Annotated in this window: 16 protein-coding genes; 10 read left to right on the top strand and 6 right to left on the bottom strand. The window is 59.5% G+C overall.

From position 1 onward, the window contains the following. Window positions 1-301: 301 nt before the first annotated feature. Together J0I79_RS04275 and J0I79_RS04270 are read left to right on the top strand one after the other, a co-directional pair. Window positions 302-469, top strand: a complete 168-nt coding sequence (locus J0I79_RS04275; RefSeq protein ID WP_171026527.1) for a hypothetical protein — start codon at window positions 302-304, stop codon at window positions 467-469. Between the two features lie 344 nt (window positions 470-813). Then, on the top strand, window positions 814-987 hold the full coding sequence (locus J0I79_RS04270; RefSeq protein ID WP_171026528.1) for a hypothetical protein: 174 nt from the start codon (window positions 814-816) through the stop codon (window positions 985-987). Window positions 988-1,030: 43 nt separating this feature from the next. Here the strand turns inward: J0I79_RS04270 and J0I79_RS04265 are convergent, their stop codons facing one another. Then, the gene (locus J0I79_RS04265; protein WP_137935210.1) at window positions 1,031-1,300 is read right to left on the bottom strand and encodes a WGR domain-containing protein; all 270 of its coding nucleotides are present in this window, start codon (window positions 1,298-1,300) and stop codon (window positions 1,031-1,033) included. 615 nt (window positions 1,301-1,915) lie between these two features. On the opposite strand from J0I79_RS04265, the gene repA reads away from it, so the two are divergent. The 3 genes from repA to repC all read left to right on the top strand — a co-directional run bounded on the left by repA (window position 1,916) and on the right by repC (window position 5,488). Further along, on the top strand, window positions 1,916-3,079 hold the full coding sequence (repA, locus tag J0I79_RS04260) for a plasmid partitioning protein RepA (protein WP_232375874.1): 1,164 nt from the start codon (window positions 1,916-1,918) through the stop codon (window positions 3,077-3,079). Next, window positions 3,076-4,083, top strand: a complete 1,008-nt coding sequence (repB, locus tag J0I79_RS04255) for a plasmid partitioning protein RepB (RefSeq protein WP_137935212.1) — start codon at window positions 3,076-3,078, stop codon at window positions 4,081-4,083. Before repA ends, repB begins: the two co-directional genes overlap by 4 nt. Window positions 4,084-4,273: 190 nt before the next feature. Beyond that, window positions 4,274-5,488 (top strand): plasmid replication protein RepC, encoded by a 1,215-nt coding sequence (repC, locus tag J0I79_RS04250; protein WP_137935213.1) that lies wholly within the window; start codon window positions 4,274-4,276, stop codon window positions 5,486-5,488. 20 nt (window positions 5,489-5,508) lie between these two features. Here repC and J0I79_RS04245 read toward each other — a convergent pair whose 3' ends face one another. Both J0I79_RS04245 and J0I79_RS04240 read right to left on the bottom strand, forming a co-directional pair. Continuing rightward, entirely contained in the window at window positions 5,509-5,889 is a 381-nt protein-coding gene (locus J0I79_RS04245; protein ID WP_137935214.1) for a hypothetical protein, read from the bottom strand. Then, window positions 5,886-6,569 (bottom strand): ParA family protein, encoded by a 684-nt coding sequence (locus tag J0I79_RS04240; RefSeq protein ID WP_171026529.1) that lies wholly within the window; start codon window positions 6,567-6,569, stop codon window positions 5,886-5,888. Before J0I79_RS04240 ends, J0I79_RS04245 begins: the two co-directional genes overlap by 4 nt. A gap of 487 nt (window positions 6,570-7,056) precedes the next feature. Here J0I79_RS04240 and J0I79_RS04235 point away from each other — a divergent pair, with 487 nt between their 5' ends. After that, a complete protein-coding gene (locus J0I79_RS04235) occupies window positions 7,057-7,425 on the top strand; it encodes a MobC family plasmid mobilization relaxosome protein (protein ID WP_137935216.1) in 369 nt (122 codons plus the stop codon). Continuing rightward, a complete protein-coding gene (locus tag J0I79_RS04230; protein ID WP_171026530.1) occupies window positions 7,415-9,985 on the top strand; it encodes a relaxase/mobilization nuclease domain-containing protein in 2,571 nt (856 codons plus the stop codon). Before J0I79_RS04235 ends, J0I79_RS04230 begins: the two co-directional genes overlap by 11 nt. A 7-nt stretch (window positions 9,986-9,992) precedes the next feature. On the opposite strand, the gene J0I79_RS04225 is transcribed toward J0I79_RS04230, so the two are convergent. Further along, window positions 9,993-10,211, bottom strand: coding sequence for a hypothetical protein (locus tag J0I79_RS04225; RefSeq protein WP_137935218.1), 219 nt, complete (start codon window positions 10,209-10,211; stop codon window positions 9,993-9,995). A gap of 404 nt (window positions 10,212-10,615) precedes the next feature. Between J0I79_RS04225 and J0I79_RS04220 the strand changes: the two genes are divergently transcribed. The 3 genes from J0I79_RS04220 to J0I79_RS04210 all read left to right on the top strand — a co-directional run bounded on the left by J0I79_RS04220 (window position 10,616) and on the right by J0I79_RS04210 (window position 12,330). After that, entirely contained in the window at window positions 10,616-10,918 is a 303-nt protein-coding gene (locus tag J0I79_RS04220; protein WP_137935219.1) for a hypothetical protein, read from the top strand. Next, window positions 10,919-11,326, top strand: coding sequence for a helix-turn-helix transcriptional regulator (locus J0I79_RS04215; protein WP_137935220.1), 408 nt, complete (start codon window positions 10,919-10,921; stop codon window positions 11,324-11,326). A 437-nt stretch (window positions 11,327-11,763) separates the two neighbouring features. Then, on the top strand, window positions 11,764-12,330 hold the full coding sequence (locus J0I79_RS04210) for an RHE_PE00001 family protein (RefSeq protein WP_232375875.1): 567 nt from the start codon (window positions 11,764-11,766) through the stop codon (window positions 12,328-12,330). Between the two features lie 119 nt (window positions 12,331-12,449). On the opposite strand, the gene J0I79_RS04205 is transcribed toward J0I79_RS04210, so the two are convergent. Together J0I79_RS04205 and J0I79_RS04200 are read right to left on the bottom strand one after the other, a co-directional pair. After that, entirely contained in the window at window positions 12,450-14,207 is a 1,758-nt protein-coding gene (locus J0I79_RS04205) for a thiamine pyrophosphate-binding protein (protein WP_292855364.1), read from the bottom strand. Window positions 14,208-14,511: 304 nt separating this feature from the next. Further along, the gene (locus tag J0I79_RS04200; protein ID WP_137935222.1) at window positions 14,512-15,249 is read right to left on the bottom strand and encodes an aspartate/glutamate racemase family protein; all 738 of its coding nucleotides are present in this window, start codon (window positions 15,247-15,249) and stop codon (window positions 14,512-14,514) included. Window positions 15,250-15,280 lie beyond the last annotated feature (31 nt).

Below are 15,280 nucleotides of genomic sequence, written 5' to 3'. Positions count from 1 at the left end.
GCGCGCGGCAAGCGAGGCTGAACTCGCAAAGCTCCTCGCTGAACAGGCATCGCTCGACAGCGCATTTGACGCCATCATGGCAGACGAGGAGCCGCCAGAATGACGGCGCCTTCTCCAAACAGGACGCTTGACTAAGACCTAAGAGCGGTTCCCCCAAATTTCAGTCCCGCCCCTTGAGGGCCGCGCCAGAAATTCGGCTCCCCCACTCGCCGGCTCCGCCGGTCGCGTTCCGCGATCCTTGACTCCTGCCTGCCACCATGACCGCGCGCGTCGTCTTTCACAAAACGTCAAGGAGACGACGATGACCTACGACCTCGACCGCACGATCCTCGAACTCGAAGCTGAAGCCCGCAACGCCGATCCGGCCGAGCGCCGTCAGATCGAGGCCGAACTCGGCCTGGCGCGGGCCGAACGGGAAACGATCCTGGCCGAACAGGACGGTCGCATGAGCGCCGAGCCGCCGTTCTAGGGGCGGTTTCTGCCGTGTCGACGGGCCAGCCGCGGATCGACCGACGCAGCCGGCGCGAAGCCCAGCTTCGCCTTTCCAGGCGGGAGGAAAGCGGCCGGAGGAGGAGAAAGGCCGGTTGCCGCTCCTTCCTTTCGATGCCCTGTCATCGGCATCGGGGATGTTGCATCCCTCCCGGCGCGCCGCAACCCGCCGCCGCCAGAATTTTCCCCGCCTGCGGCTCCTCGCGCGCCAAAATTCAGGTGCCGTCTGGTCCTCCGCATCCGCTGCGGCCGTCCCGGTGCAGCGCGCCTCTCCGGGTTGCCGCCTATCCCCGCAATGAAAGCTTATCGAAAGGAGTAGAGATCATGCGCCAACTCGCCAAATTCCTCACCGTCACCGGCCGACGCCTCCGCACCCTCGCCAAGGTCGCCGCCCAGTTCTTTCGCAAGGGCAAGCTCGGCCTGAAGATCGCGTTCAAGATCCCGTTCTTCGTCGAGATCGAAGTCGCCTTTGAGACTGACTGGACCCGACGTCGATGAGGCTTCCCGCGAGGCCCGTCGTCGCGGGCCTCCTCCCCCTCCCTCAGACGGCGCGGTCGGTTCGACTCGGTCCCGCAGGACGATAGCCGCGCGCCCGCTTCTGGCGTAGGAGATCGAGGAACAAGTGAACCGCCTCTTCCTCCCGCTCGAAATGATGCACCTTCTCCTGGCCCATCCTGCCGATGCGTCCCCATCGCCGTGTCAGGCAGGCCGTTCCGAACAGCGTCGGTTCGATCGTCATGGCGTAATACCGGGCCATGTTCTTCGTTGGCTCGGTGCGCTCGACATAAAGCTGGTAGGGCTGCGTGATCATGACGGAATCGTCGCTAATTGGGGCATTACTGTCCAACGACAATTCTGAATCGTTCGGACTTGATTGATTCACGTCGTTGATGGACGGCTGGACCGAGGAGAATCGGGCGAGATGCTTTGGCGATCGCGTGTTAGTCGATGCGCCGGGGAGCCCGAATACGGTGTCCGCCCATTCAACCCACCCCTCTCAAACTCTCCCCATGAAAGGTCAGGGCAGGATCTGCCGCCTCAAACACCCCACCCAAGGAAGGGCAAGCCCCTCCCTTGAACTCTACACTGGGGGAAGGGGATGGTTTCTTCCTCCCTTTCCTTAGACCCTATGCCTTTCCCGAGGGTGGCCCTTCGACGTGGACTTTTCGTTTTGCCTTGTTTCCCAAGGGGTTCAGCGAGTTGCCACATGGCAACTTTCGGCCCGGATCACCTATCCTGCTCCGCGGGAATCCTCATCGCTGGTTTCTACAAATCGCGTTAAGGTTTTGTTAACCCTATTTTCCTTGCCAACGATTGCGACTCGGAGCATTCTCGCCTACGACTTATTCGCCAACTTTGGAGAATTTTCGTAGTTATGTTGAAGGCTCGTAGTCAAGCCGCCGTTCCAGAGGCACCGAAGCCGTTGATGACCGACGTCATCGCGGGCGATGGCGCTGCGCTCTCCGAAGAGCTGCTTGCGATGCGCAAGGCGCTGTTCCCACCCGTTTCGAAAAAGACCCTTCGCTCTTTCTCCTCCGTCGAATCCGCGAAGTTAATTGGTATTGGCGACGCATACCTTCGTCAGCTTTCTCTTGGCGGGAAGGGCCCCCAGCCGGAAATCGGGTCTGGCGGCCGCCGCTGGTATAGCCTGGACCAGATTAATCAGATTCGCGCCGTCTTGGATGAGAATTCGAAGAGCAAGAATTATGTCCACCGGCGCAGGCCGGGTGAGCATTGCCAAGTCATGGCCGTCGTCAATTTCAAAGGTGGCAGCGGCAAGACCACGACCGCCGCTCATCTCGCGCAATATCTAGCGCTCCAGGGCTATCGCGTCCTTGGTGTCGATCTCGATCCGCAGGCCTCTATGACGGCATTGCACGGGTATCAGCCCGAGTATGACATCCAGGCGAATGAAACCATGTACGCTGCAATCCGCTACGATGATAAGCGGCGTCCCCTCTCGGAGATCATCAAGCCGACCTACTTCACCGGCCTCGATCTTATTCCCGGCAATTTGGAGCTGATGGAATATGAGCACGATACGCCCCGGGCCCTTGCAGAGCGATCCACGGAGCCCTTTTTCGGTCGCGTTGCATCCGCGCTCGGTTCCGTGGAAGCCAGATACGATGTGATCGTGATCGACTGCCCGCCACAGCTCGGTTTCCTGACACTGGGAGCGCTTTGCGCTTCGACGGGTCTGTTGATCACCGCCCATCCGCAGATGCTCGACGTCATGTCGATGTGCCAATTCCTGCTAATGACGTCCGACCTGCTCAGTGTGGTGCAAGATGCCGGTGGTGATCTCGACTATGATTTCATCCGATATGTCGTGACCCGTTACGAACCATCTGACGGCCCACAGGCGCAGATGGTCGGCTTCATGCGCTCGCTGTTTCGCGAAAGAGTGCTCACAAACACAATGCTGAAATCGACGGCAATTTCCGACGCTGGCTTGTCGAAGCAGACCCTGTACGAGGTGGGCCGTGAGAACTTCGCCAGGTCGACGTATGACCGGGCCATCGAGTCGCTCGATGCCGTAAACGGGGAAATCGAGAGCCTGATGAAGCAGGCCTGGGGGAGGGCGTCATGAGCCGCAAGGATACGCTCAAAGCCATGCTTTCCAGGCGAGACAGCGAGTTGCCACATGGCAACTCCGATGAGGAAGCGCACGAACTTGAAGCGGGCCAAGAGAAGAAGCTTCAGCATATCCGCTCGGGCGCCGTTGGGGCCATGGGACGATCGTTGGGCAACATTGTTAGCGCCGCAGACCAGGCGCGTGCCCTGATCGCGGAGGGGGCGGCAGTTGTCGATATCGCCCCCGACTTGATCGACAGCTCCTTCGTCTCCGATCGTCTGACGGATGACGGCGATAGCTTCCAGCAACTGCTGGAGGCTATCCGCACCTCCGGTCAGAGGAGCCCGGTCCTTTTGAGGCCGCACCCTGAAAAGTCTGATCGCTACCAGGTCGTCTTTGGTCATAGGCGCGTGCGCGTTGCCACCGCACTCCGGCGCCCCGTCAAAGCGGTCGTGAAGAACCTGTCCGACGAAGAACTGGTCGTTGCACAAGGTCAGGAAAACGCAGCGCGGGCCGACCTTAGCTATATCGAGCGCGGCCTGTTTGCTCTCGCACTCGAGGAGCGCGGCTTCGACCGGCAGGTAATCATGTCCGCATTGGGGATGGAGAAGACCCAACTCTCAAAACTTATGAGCGTCGCGCACTCGGTGCCCAGATCGATCATCGAAGCAATTGGACCAGCCCCGAAGGCTGGACGACCGCGCTGGATGGGATTGGCCGAGAAGCTCGCGGCAAGCAAGCCGAAGGCACTCGACGGTCTTCTGCAGAGCAAGGAATTCCGGGCTGCTGACACCGACGACCGCTTCGCGATGGTGATGGATGTGCTGACAGCAAAGCGCAAGGGAGTGAAACCCGAGACCGTCAAGTCAGAAAGCGGCCAGAAACTCGCGACCGTGCAGAGATCTGCCAAGGCCCTCAATCTGAGTTTCGATGAGAAATCTTCGCCTGCATTCGGCGATTTTGTGATCAGCAAACTCGAGCAGCTTCATCGTGAATATCAGGCGTCGATGGAGAGCTGACGTGGTTTACTTCTAGGACGACGGAAAGGATCAATCCGCAAAAGAAAAAGGCCCCCAATCGGTAAACCGTGGAAGCCTTCCTCGTATTCTGTAGCAAGATCGAGAATCGCATTTCCACGAATCACAGTCAAGAGTCTTTGGCACCGTTTTGGTGAGTGGATTTCTTTTGCCCTTTGAAAGGTGAAAGAAAATGCAAATTGGACGTGTGACAACGCCCCATGGGCGGCCGATGACGCTTGCCCTGGTGAGAGGCCAGCTCGAAACTGCCGACCGCGGCGCGGGCAAGGCGGTCAATAAGTGGAAAGTCTTCAATGACGTCGGCGAGGCGAAGGATGTGTTCGGCCTCCAGGATCGTTCGATAACGGTGCTGCAGGCACTGCTGAGCTTCTATCCGAGCGATGAACTCGCGGATGAGAGCGGTGGTCTGGTCGTTTTTCCGTCGAACAATCAGCTGTCGCTGCGCGCGCACGGCATCGCCGGCACGACCTTGCGCCGGCATCTTGCCGCGCTGGTCGATGCCGGCCTGATCGAGCGCCGCGATAGCCCGAACGGCAAGCGCTATGCGCATCGGGGTAGGGGAGGGGACATTGAGGCTGCTTTCGGCTTCAGCCTCGCGCCTCTGCTCGCCCGTGCGAGCGAGTTGGCCAGCCTGGCGCAACAGGTCGCTGCCGAGCGTCTTCAATTCAAGCGCGCGAAAGAGGCGTTGTCGCTTTGCCGCCGTGACGTTCGCAAGCTGATCTCAGCCGCCATGGACGAGGGCGCGGATGGCGATTGGGAGGCGATCGAGGCGATGTACATTGCGCTCCTGGCCCGTCTGCCGCGCTCTCCTCGTCGTCAGGACGTCGATGCGGTGCTCGAAGAAATGGCGCTTTTGCGTGAGGAAATCATCAACCGACTGGAAATTCAGGTAAAAGCAGAAAAAACGGGTGTCAATGACAGCCATGGCAGTCGTCACATACAGAATTCAAAACCCGAATCCTTCCATGAACTTGAACCTCGCTCCGAAAAAGAGCAGGGCGAGATGCCGAGCCCGAAACCGAACCGGACTGCCGAGCCTTTGAAAGCTTACCCGTTGCCACTGGTGTTGAGGGCCTGCCCGCAGATTGCCGACTACGCGGCCGGCGGCCGGATCGAGAGTTGGCGCGAGCTGATGACGGCCGCCGTAACCGTCCGATCGGCGCTCGGGGTCAGCCCGTCGGCCTATCAGGAGGCTTGCGAGGTGATGGGGCCGGAGAATGCCGCGATTGCGGTCGCCTGCATCCTGGAGCGGGCCGAGCACATCACCTCGCCCGGCGGCTATCTGCGCGATCTCAGCCGCAAGGCGGCGCGTGGTGAATTCGGGCTCGGGCCGATGCTGATGGCGGCGCTCAGGGCGAATGGGGAGGCCGCAAAGCGAAGCGCGTGATGACCTCTCCCTTTTCCCGCTCAGGAAATATCGGGAATCCGCTCGGCGATCTTTTCGAGATAGTCGTCGATCGCCTCCTCGATGTAGGAGTTGAACTTCCGCCGCTCGATCGCAGCGAGGATCTTCAGCTTCTTGTGGACCTCGGCGCGGATATGGATGCCGGTGGTGACTTTCTCGGTGTCGCGGAAGCGTTTGCCGGCAACCGGGTCGCGGCTTTCGCCCCTGGCCACCATGTTGCGGAGCTGGCCGCGCGCCAATGGCGGCTTCGCTGATGGTGCCGGCGCCTGGTCTTCTTCAGCGGATTTTGCGGGGGAAACCATCTTTTCGCGAACCGAAGGGCGATCGCGGCCTGTCGAGATCAATCCGAGGACGAGGTTCTTGCTGTCTACGCCGTCGCTCATCGCTTTGCCTCGCTTGTCTTCGACCGGTAGAGGGCAAGCAACTCGCCAAGGAGCGTTTCCATCTCGGCGATCGCCTTCGGATCAGGCTTCGCTGATGTCTGGAGCGTGCCGGCGGCGCCAATCGATTGATAGGACGCGCGGCGCGCGATCGGTTGGCTGGCGAGAGCGACACCGCTCTCGCGTAAAATTTCCCGGAGCGGCTCATGCGCCTTGGCGCGGCCGGTCACCAGATCGTGCTGGTTGATGACGATCATCGTCGAGAGCTTGCGCTTCTGATCCTCTTCGACCACCGGCACATGGTTCAGCGCGAGCTGCATGCCGGCAACGACGTCGTCCTGGGTCGTCTGCAGCGGGATCAGCACGATGTCGGCACAGTAGAGGCCGGCGAACAGGTTTTCGTTGGTCGTGCCCTCGACATCGACGAAGACGATCTTGCCCTCCTGCTGATGATGGAGAGCGAGCTTGTAGATCTGGTTGGGATCGAGGCAGCTTTCGGCTTCCAGCCGGTCGGGCCAGACGTCCATCTTTTTCGACATCGTGACCCAGCGCATCGTATTGGCGCGACTGTCGGCATCGATCAGGAAGACGTCGTTGCCGGCATGGGCGGCCGTGCCGGAGAGAGCGCGGACGAGGGTGGTCTTGCCGGTTCCGCCCTTGGGATTGGCGATGGTGACGATCATGATGGCTCCTTCATTCTGAGAATAAACTATAGTTATTTCCTCGCTTGTCTTTCCGCAATGCATTCGTTGCCCTTTGTTCGTTCACCGTTGATGATTGTCGATTGCTGATTGACCGCCGACAACGGGCAATGACCAACAGACAATTGCCAGTTGCCCGTTGACAATGAGTAACGGAAGCGCGGTTAACTGTCAGTGATTAATGGGTAATTGGGCGATTGCCAGTGATATCGCTAGCAATGATCGCACGAACAACGGGGAACTGTTAACGGGCCGGGTGGCGTTGGAGGTGCGTGGTTGTGGTGGGAGCTTGGGCGAGAGTGTTTGTATTGTGATGATGAATTGTAAAAAAATATATTTTAGTTATAGGTGGCAGGATAGTCAAGTTTGTGGTACAAACTCGACGTCGCCCCGCCTCCGGCAGGGCTCAGGTTCGCGCCGGTGGCGCTCTGGGGTCGCCTCCGGCAACCTCGCAAGCGGAAGGAAAGCGATGCGCAGCGAAGTGGTCAGGGTCCGTCTAAGGCCGGAGGAGCGGCAAGCTCTTGCGGACCTTTGCGGTGAAGACCGCACCGCCAGCGATGTGATCCGGCTGCTGTTTCGCGACCGGGCTGGGCTTCCGCTTCCCGTTGGACCCGTCGAAGCCGACGCTTTACGAGCTACGAACGAGGAGCTTCGCCGCATCGGTATCAATCTCAACCAGGCAGTTCGGGGTATTAATGAAGGCCGCGTCGGCTATGAACCCCATCTTGACGCAGCACTTCGCAGCCTTCTCGAAGGTGTCTTCCGGCTGCGGGCCGACGTTGACCTGATGCTGCGGATCAGCCGACGGGGGCGGAGGAGAGATGGTCATGGCGTATGACTGGACGAGCCTGCTCAGTGATATCGAGGGCTTCCAGGTGCGTCGGACAAAGTCGCTCCTCGAAGAGGAAGACGAGCGCCACAGGCGCGCAGGAATGGTGCGGATGGCCATTACCGCCGAGGCGCCCCAGCAACGATACGTGCCAACGGGCATCGCCAGCAAAGCCCGGCCAGCTGCTGTCCTCTCACCAGAACCGACTATCGCCTCCATCCTCCAGCCTGCAAGTGCCTCCGAGCGGGACGTGATCACCCTTTTTGGCGCTCTTGGTGCTGGTTCGAAATCCGTAGAGGATGACGAGCTGCGGAGATCGGGCGGCGGCGGAGGAGGGGCTGGCGGGACGCCGCGCGTCGACCGGCCGCCGGTTATGCGATCTTCTTCCCGCAAGCCGTCATCGATGGAGACGGCGAGCCGGGCGGCGATCGCGGCCGGTGCGCAGGCAGTCGTCATCAAGGTCACATCGACTGTTTCGAGCAGGGCGTCGGCCGTGGGTCTGATGACCTATCTCGGTACGCGGGAGGTCGAAAAGGAAAACGGAGAGAAGGGAAAGGTCGACATCCCGATTATCGACCAGGAGGGTGTGACGATTGCGAGCCGCGAAGAACGGGCGGCCGTTCTGCAGGAGTGGCTGTCAGAGTTTCGCGAAGCCTATGCGGTGAACGCAGTTGCCACCTTGTCGATCAATTTGCCGGAGGCGGTGAACGATGAGGATCTTCACGATGCGCTGAACTCGGCGTTCGGCTCCAAGCCCTTTCTCTATGCTCGCAATCCGGACGGTCAGGTTTCCGTCTTTGTTGTTACTGATCTTCCGTCAAGGAAGATTGTCGGTGCGCTCAGGACGCGCGAAAAGGGAGAAGGGCCGGGGCGGGCGGTTGAGAACGTCGAGACCGATATTGCGCGCCGTTTGTCGAACGCCGGTGTCTCGGCCGAGGTCCGCATTCTCGGCGCCGCGGTCTCTGAAAAGTCGGGCCGCTATTTCCTCGAGAAGTTCCTCCGCACGGAAAAGCATGCCATCACTAGCGCCGGCGAGCAGGTGCAGCGTGGCCCGGCGATCAAGAGCATGGTAGACAGCATCTGGCGGAATTGGTCGAGCGACATCCGGACCGTCGAGCCGCGCAATGCCTTCCATGTGATTTTCTCCGCCCGAGCCGGGACGGATGCGGAAGCGATGAATCGTGCCGTTCGTGACTTCCTTAGCGAGCAGGTGGCCGGCCATCGCTGGATCACGGCTCATCACCCCGATACCGGTCATGTGCATGTCCACACGATGATCTCGGCACGCGACGATATCGGCAAAGCATTGCGGCTAACGAAGCCGGAGCTTTATGCATGGCGGGAGCGGTTCGCAGCGAAGGCGCGCGAGCACGGCATCGCCATGGTCGCTACACGTCGCGCGGATGTTGCGGCGACCCGACCCTATAGCCAAGCACAGGCCGGCGCCTATGAGCGCGGCCGATCCGATCCACGTTATCTGAAGTCTGCTGCGGTCAATCAGCGTGTCGAGCGCAAGCGGGTGGGCGTTGTCGATCGAGCGACACTCTCCAATGGCAACCTCGCGCTCGCCCCGAAATGGCAGGCGACGGCCATCGCGCTGAAGGGGGCAGGGGCGAAGCCATCGGTCATCGCAGCAGCCGACAGGTTCGCAGCCGCGGCGACCACTCATGCACCGCATGCTACTTTGCGTGCCAGCGGCTTCGTTCTTCTCCGGTTGGAAGTCGAACAGGCCATGGAACGCGAGACGGTGGCTGTTATTCTCGAAGGCGCTATCGGCGTCGAGGCCAAATTGATTTCCGTCGCGGGGAAGTCCGTCCAGGTCCTGGCGCCAACGACCGCGAGCGTCAGCAAGATTGAGCGCGAGTTGGCCAAGCAGGGCGAAGAGTTTGGTCCCGGTTCCGAGACACGGTCCGTTGCCAGAGGTTTTCAGACGCGGTTGCTGTCGCATGGATTGCGTGCCTCCGTCGTCGTCGAGGCGGCCGGCTCCGCGAAGCATAGTGCGCCGTCGCCTTGGCTGCAGAAGAAATTCGATACTTTGACCGAGCGGTCCGCTGCGCCGCCGGACGAGCCACTAGCGGAATTCAAGGCCCTGATCACAACCATTCAACAGCAGAAGGAAAACGCTATGCCCCTATCGCTGAAACAGTTCGACGAGCGCGTTTCGCGTGCCACCAAATCGATGGATCGCCTTGAAGGGATGGTTGATAGCAGCGCCGAGCGCCAGGCGGTCGAGGAAATGCGGCGCGAGATCTCTGCACTGTTCGCGGAGCAGCGTCGCGATATCGAGATGCAGCAGGTAAGGTCGGCTACGGAAACTAATGGGGGAGGGGGTACATCGGCGGCGGCACGTTCAGATGACGGTCAGGCGCAGGGCCGACCGGCCCCTTCTACCGTCGATCCCGCCATCGCGGCACAGCAGCAGGCTATTGCCACTGGCCGCGCCTCTCGGGCCGCCCGCGAGCAGGCAGGCGCGGCGAAAAATGCACAGTATGAACATCGCCAGCAGGTTCTCCACCAAGCGGAACAGGACCGCCAGCGAGACAATGGTCGCGACGGCGCGGAGCGTTAATCCGCCGCTATTCCTGCATCAGGCCATCGAAGACTTCAAGCAGGGCATCTACGATGGCCTGGCCAAGGGCGTTGGCCGTTGCGGCAACTTCGTCTTCGCCGTGGTCACGCGTGGCGATGGCGAGATTGCCGCCTTCGTCAGCAACAATCGCCTTAGCCCGTTCAATTGCCCAAAGGGCGAAATCGCTGCGGCTGGAAATCGTTATCGTCTCGCTCTGCTCGTCCATGGCGTTCACCTTCCGTCTGGCCGCACAACTGGCCGTCTGTTTCGCTGATACTGAAACGCAGCCATATCGTTGGGCGCATATCGGGGGAACCATCTTCAGCATCTATCGACTGAATTCATTCGGAATTTCTACTCTGAGTGTTTGCACCGCGCCGCGTGATCGCCTAGACTCACGGCTGAAGCAGTCACGCGCTGCTTTGGGGCGTGGAAACCCCTCATAGCTAGGCAGGTGCCGCGACATGGCACCACTCTTCGACCTTTGCGGTCGGGGATCCTGCGGCGTATGCAACAGGTTCCTCGGAGCTAAAGGCCGTAGGGCCGTGCTATGCGGTTTCCAACTCCCCGATCACCAGGGGTCAAAGAGCAGAAGCGGGGGCGTACCGCGTTGCTCTGGGAGGAAACCGAGTGTCAGCAGCACCTTCCTTCACATTCTACACCTATTCGCCCACCTTCCAGTCGGCCGGGTCGCGTTGGCGTGACGATGTGGTCCGAAGTCCGTTTTTCGGTAGTGCGGAGAGTGCCCGCCAGGCGATCGTTGATTTACGCGAAGCGGTTTCAAGTGAACCGGATCACGATTTACCGCCAATGCATCTTGAGCGCGTCGTGACACTCCCGGTGACCAAGGAGGCAATGGTCGCGCTGCTCAATAGTGGCGTCGGGGCGATCGTCAAAAAGTATGATATTCTCGAAACGATCGAGGAGAACTGAATGGCGAAGACGCCTGACCCGATCGACGTGGAAGTCGGAAGCAAGATCAAAGCGCAGCGCCGCTTGAGGGGCATGAGCCAGGATACCCTGGCTGCCTCGCTAGGCGTCACTTTCCAGCAGATCCAGAAATACGAGAAGGGGACGAATCGGGTGAGCTCCAGCCGCCTCGCCGTGATTGCGAAGACATTCGGCGTGCCGCCCTCGTATTTCTTTCCTGATGCGGACGATTCCAGGCAAGGTATGGTGGCTGCGGCGCCCGAAATCACCAGCTTTCTCGAGACAAACGAAGGGCGTGATCTCAACCTTGCATTTTCACGGATCAGTTCAAATAGGATGCGCCGAAAGATCGTCGGCCTTGTTACCGCCTTAGCCGACGCATTTCAGCCGGAAGATGTTTCCGGCACCTGATGACGGCGCGCACAAATGTTTGTTAGGCTACTTATTGAGAATGCTGCGACGCAGCATAGATTCAGGAGATTGGAATCTGCACTCTTCCTCTCAGCAGTCTCGCGCGACGGTCGAACTTCCTCCTCCCGAAATCGGCAGACAGAATCAAGGCCTGGTGCAACTGCTCTCGCATCGGGCTTTCTCCGCGCAACCGGCCGGCTGGGCGCTGTCCAAGTCCGCCTGTACCACGCCGGCGATGCCGAAGATGCATACGCCTCTATAGAGGTGGGCCCGGCGGCGGCGGTACAAAACGATGTGGCGGAGAACAGCGGAGCCGGTGACATTGCCGACGATCCGATGACAATGGAGTTGGCGGCGATCAACGCCTTGCTGGTCCGCTCCGAGTCGGTGATTGTCGCGGCGAAGGCGCCGGCGCGCGGTAATGAGGGCGACCGTTCGTGTATGATGTGGACTGGGACGAGAACGCCCGTCTCGATGAATCGTGCGCCGTTCTAACAAAAATCAACGACATGCCGCCAGTGCTTCAGACCGTGCTGGCGCTTGATGCCTGGAATAATCTCGCCCTCCTGCAGCACGCGCCCTGGCTTGGTCGGCTTCTGGCCCCGTCCCTCCTGCACCAAGCGGGCCTCAGCAACGGCGGGCATCTCTTCGCCCTCAATATCGGCCTGAAGATCGTGCCCGTCGAGTGTCGTCGGCATCGCGACCGCAACATTCGTCTTTCGGCGATCCTACATGGTTTCGCGGTGGCTGCCGAACTCGGGATGAGGGAGCATGACCGGCTGACTTTGGCGCGTACCATGATGGAAAGGCGTCTTGTCGGTCGGCGCACTTCGTCACGCCGACCGGGGCTAATCGATCTGCTCATAGCGCAGCCGCTGGTCTCGGCCGAGATGGTCGCTGGCAACTTGGACGTCACGCCGCGGGCGGCACTTCGGCTGATTGATGAGCTCGGTCCATGTGAGATTACAGGGAGGAGCAGGTTTCGAGCGTGGGGCGTGATTTGATGGATATTGAATCTCTCCGTGGACGCCACTTTCGATGCATTCCGGCAACCTCGATGCCGTAACCGATCATGGCGTCCACGGCCGAGGTCTGCACGGCGCTGAGTTTGCAAGCGTGGAGTTCAGAAATAGCGGACTTCTTCAGCTTCGATGCTGAGAGGGTCCTTGCCTCTTTTGTTCAGCCAAGAGTAAACTGGTGGTACACGGTCCGCGATTGATTCAACATGGATATCGATCAGGCAAGGCCCCTGGTGATAAGCAAATGCTGCGGCGAGGGCCGAATCCAGTTCACGGGAATTGGTGGCCGTCCATGCCTTTACATCGAATGCCTCCGCGATCGCCTGTCCGCGCGGCGGGAGGAAGTCGACTCCAAAGCACTGATTGTGGCCCTTCAAGCGATGGAGCCCTTTGATCCATCCAAACGTTCCGTTGTTGAAAAGCAGCAAAATGGCGGGGACCTGCAAGCGGACGAGAGTTTCCAGTTCTCCGACGGTCATGCCGAACGACCCGTCACCAAACATTCCGATCGGTCGGCACTCCTTGTCGGCAAACCAAGCGCCAACGGTCGCTGGAAGGGCGGAACCGAGGCCACCGAATGCCCGAGGAATTGCGATCCGGGTACGATTGTCCTTGAGCCTCAAGAATCGTGTCATATGAGGAGTCGGTGTTCCAGCGTCCGAGTAGATTCGGGCCGGTTTTCCATATGCGTCAAGTGCCTCGTTGAAGCTACGGACAGCTCGCTCCGGCCGTAGCGGCGCGGCTTCCGAATTAAGCAACATCTCGGCATTTTCCCAGAAGTTGGCACGGAGCGTGTTGAGCTCGTCAACCCAATGCTGAGTCCGGGAAGCGTCGTTATCGTCGGGGGCCATTTCGAGCAATTTCCGCAGGACCAACTGCGCATCTCCCTGCACGGAAACGACGTTTTCATAGTTATTCGCCATCACCTCCGGATCGATATCAATCTGCGCAACGCGTTTGTTCAGGGTTACCTTCGGAAAGGTCCAACCGATGGTTACGACCGAACCCATTCGGGATCCAACAAAGAGGACGAAGTCCGCATGTTCAAGCGACCAGTTTGCATGCGGATGGAAGCCATTGTCACCAATCACCCCGACAGCGAGGCGATGGTCATCCGGCATGGTGCCTTGACCGGTCATGGTTGTGCAGACTGGTATGTTCAAACGCTCCGCCAGTTCCGTTATCTCAGTTCCGGCACACGAGCGATTGACACCGCCGCCAGAAACGATCAGCGGCCGCTTGCTGCTGGTCAGCAACGACATGACCGCTTCCAGCTTATCAGCCGGTGGAAGCGTCGGGTAAGCCGGGAAGGTCATGCACTCATGTTCGACATGCAAGGAAATCCTTGACGGATCGATTTCAGCGAGGAGGAGCATATCTTCCGGGATCTGCAGATGCACGGCGCCAGGCTTGCCGGAGCATGCGACGCGGAATGCCCGTCTGATGATCTCCGGAAGCTTTTCCGGCGACTTGACCTGCACCGACATCTTCGTGATGGGATCGAAGAGGCGCGCGCAGTCCAGCTCGGTCAAGACGCCACGCCCTTCACCTGGGAGGGGAATGTCGATCGTCAAAAGGATAACGGGAACCGACGACATGTTGGATTCTGCGACCGGCGGCAAAGAATACATGGCCCCGGCTCCGGACGGGCACTCGAATACACCCGGCTTACGCGTGAAGCGCCCGTATGCATCGGCCATATAGCCGGCGGAACGTTCGTCCCTCGCCATAACGTGACGGATTTTTCCTTCACGTTCCTGAAGAGCCTCATAGAGCGGGACGTTTGTATCCCCAGGAACACCGAAGATAACCTCGACGCCGTAGCCGATGAGCATCTCCACCAATATGTCTGCACCACGCATCGTTCTCTCCTTCAGTATTCGTTATAAGATTCAAAGAATTGACTCAGCTTGGGAGCAGTTTAGGAGCCAGACCCTAGGCCTATTAGAGGCGTCATCATCGGGATCACGACCTCAGTCGAAGTCGCAGCAGCAGACCAGTTTTGGACACAACTCCTCATCGCCGCTGCCTACAATGGCCGCGGCCCCTCCGCGCGTCGTCTGTTCATGACAGGGATGTGCATTCGCAGCACATCTGTTGGTCAACGTGAGATCATTCTAGTCTAGCAGACCCGGCTGAGCAGGAAGACCCCCTTAGTGCTCACGGCTAGTAACCTCCCCGGAAATGGGACCGCACACAGCTAGCGCGCACATAATTGATCATCGTTGTGAAATCGAAGACAGGGACATGAATCTGATCCTGAAGCGATTTTGCGTATGGCGGGAGGTTCGAGCACTCGAGCAAAATGGCGCCAATGGAAGGATGCTGATCGATTAGCCCCACCCCGATAGCGACAACCTCCTGGCTGACAGCTTCCGGATCGATGTCCCCCATTTCGTCAAGGATCGCATGGCGAAATTCCGACTGCTTCTGCATGCCTCCGACGAATATCTCCCGGTCCTGCGCTGGAAAAGCCTTGCGCAGCATATCGTCCGTTAGGCTGCTGGAATTAGCACATATGATCCCTATCGACTGGGAGGGGGGCAGGAGTGCCGAAATCAAGGGCAATTGCAGCAAGCTTGACATCATCACCGGAACATCGACAGCTTTTCGCACTATGTCTTGGAAATGCAGCATGTAGCCGCAATCGCTCGTGATTGCCTTGACACCCTGCCGCTGGAGATGGAGTGCAGCGTCCACGATATTTTGAGCGAGGCTTAGATCCCCCTCCTCAACAAGACGCTTGATCGTCACGTCGGGGACAAGGTGATACAGAACGGGGAAGTCGTAGGTGTAGGCGTTCCCGACATCACCAGGGATGAACGGGTTGAAGCAGTCGATCATCAATATCCCAATGTCGTGACCGTAGCTTATCGCTCCTTGCCTTCCCTTCAGACGTTTCATGTCATCCTCGATCCCGTTTTCGATTCGGCCA

It is taken from the genome of Mesorhizobium sp. (assembly GCF_017306585.1).
Taxonomy (GTDB): domain Bacteria; phylum Pseudomonadota; class Alphaproteobacteria; order Rhizobiales; family Rhizobiaceae; genus Mesorhizobium.
The sequence above is the reverse complement of the archived record's forward strand: the minus strand, read 5'-3'. Positions and strand labels throughout refer to the sequence as shown.